Origin of the sequence: Caballeronia terrestris (assembly GCF_001544515.1) — a bacterium.
Taxonomy (GTDB): Bacteria; Pseudomonadota; Gammaproteobacteria; order Burkholderiales; family Burkholderiaceae; genus Caballeronia; species Caballeronia terrestris.
Window position 1 is genome coordinate 1 of record NZ_FCOL02000315.1, and the last position, 1973, is coordinate 1973.

Consider the following 1973-nt stretch of genomic DNA (forward strand, 5'->3'; position numbering starts at 1 on the left):
CGCGGTAGCAGTAGGTTCGGTTTGTCTGTTGCCGCCTCTTTCGTTCGGCGGTGCCCTAATAACCTCGCCCTAACTCCGTTTCCACATCCCGCTCGTCGAACCGGACATGCAGATCTCCCGCATCCGGCTCTCGGACAAGACATCACGCCTTCGTACACGGCAGGTTCACAACCAGGGACCAGTCAGACGCACGAGACCGAAGTGCCCGTAGAGGTGCTGGGATGGATAAGTCCCGCCCCTGCGACGTCTAACCTTGTACTTGTTGCGTAACCACCGACGCAACCGCGTAGCGGTGTAGTTGTCGAGCGCCCGATACGCGCGTCTGTCCGTGCCTACATTGAAGTAGTTCGCCCAGCCGCGTAGCGTGCGGTTCAACTTGCCCACCAGTTCCGTGGTCTCTTGCCACACTGTCTTAAGAGCGGTCATCGCATGAATCTTCTCAACCATACGCCGAATACTCTTCTTCGACGGCCGCATGCCCATACGGGCCTGCCCTGTCGTCGCAGAGTACAACCGCCCAAACGTGTAGCCCAGGAAGTCGAATTCGCCTTCCGGCACCTTGCAGATTCGTGTCTTCTCCTCGTTGACCGTCAACTTCAGCTTCCCCATGATCTCGCGCAGACGCAGCAAGGCTTCCTCAGCCTTACCCGTCTTGCACAGGATCACCAGATCATCCGCGTAGGTCACGATTCGACTACCAAGACTGCGCTGAAGTCCGAGCTTCTTCCATGCCAGCACAAACCGGCGCATATAAATATTCGCCAGCAGTGGTGAGATGGGTGAGCCTTGCGGAATGCCACGTCTGCTATCCCGGGCCTCCGTCGTGCGTTTCCTCCGACCTCGGTTATCGGTTTCTTCAACGGGGCATTCCAGCCACATCCGGATCAGATGCAGCACGCGCCGATCAACGATGCGCCGCGCGAGCGACAGCATCAATTCGGCGTGTGGAATACTTCCGAAGTAGTCCGCAAGGTCGGCGTCAACGACGTCCGTTTGCCCTCGATGCAGTCGCTCTTCCACTTCGATCACCGCTTGCTGGGCGTTTCGCCCCGCGCGATAAGCGTATTGCTCTTGTGGAAGGTCCGCTTCGAAGATCGGTTCGAGCACCAGCATCGCTGCTGTCATGCACACCCGATCTCGCAAGGTCGAGATGCCCAGTGGCCTCAGCTTGCCATTGGCCTTCGGGATAAACACTCTTCTGATAGGGTCCGGCCGGTAACTCTCCTGCCTGAGCGCAAGCGCCAGTTCGCCGAGCCACTTCTGCACCCCATACGCTTCGACCTCCGCGAAGTCTTGCCGATCGACACCCGGCGCGCCCTTGTTCGAACGGCACTGGGCATACGCATGCGCCAGCAAATCCTCGCGGTAGATCTTGTCGTACAGCGCATAGAAGCGATACCCGGCTTCTGCCTTCGCTTTCGCGTGTAACGCCATCTGCAGCTTCTGAACACTGATCGGAGTTGATAGGTTGCCCAATCTCCAGGTCCCTCACTACTTGTTGCGTTTGTCTTGAACTGAGGCCCCTTCCCTCCACCAGCGTTACCCGGCTTCATCGGTACTACGGGCCTCTCCGTCATCCCAAGGCGCCCGGCCTGTCCCTCACGGGCGTCCGGTTGGTCATCCCTGACCACGCCGAGGGACTTCCCGTGTTGCGTACGCTTTCCTTGTGTACATGCTGTCGCCACTACCCCGGCGCAGCGACTGGGCGTCCAGCCTGCTCATTCACCCAGCCGTATCAGCCTTCCCCGATAGGGTTGTCGGGTCGGCCTGCGCATCGACCTTTTCGAGGTTTGCTCGGCGTTCACTCGCGTTACGGCCTGCACACTCGCGCTGCCACCAATTCGTGACACGCATCACCGAAGGCTTCAACCGTTTCGTTACCTCCACGACTGCTCCGGTTGCTTCCGGCTGGAGCATTTGCCGGGTGGGACTTACACCCACTGGAAAGCGCCACCTTTTCACGGCGCACACCC

The 1973-nt window shown here is 59.4% G+C and carries 1 protein-coding gene; it reads right to left on the reverse strand.

Annotated elements, in window-relative coordinates; all coding sequences use genetic code 11:
• Positions 1-165: 165 nt before the first annotated feature.
• A complete protein-coding gene (ltrA, locus tag AWB67_RS36965) occupies positions 166-1476 on the reverse strand; it encodes a group II intron reverse transcriptase/maturase (RefSeq protein WP_235007843.1) in 1311 nt (436 codons plus the stop codon).
• Positions 1477-1973: the final 497 nt, after the last annotated feature.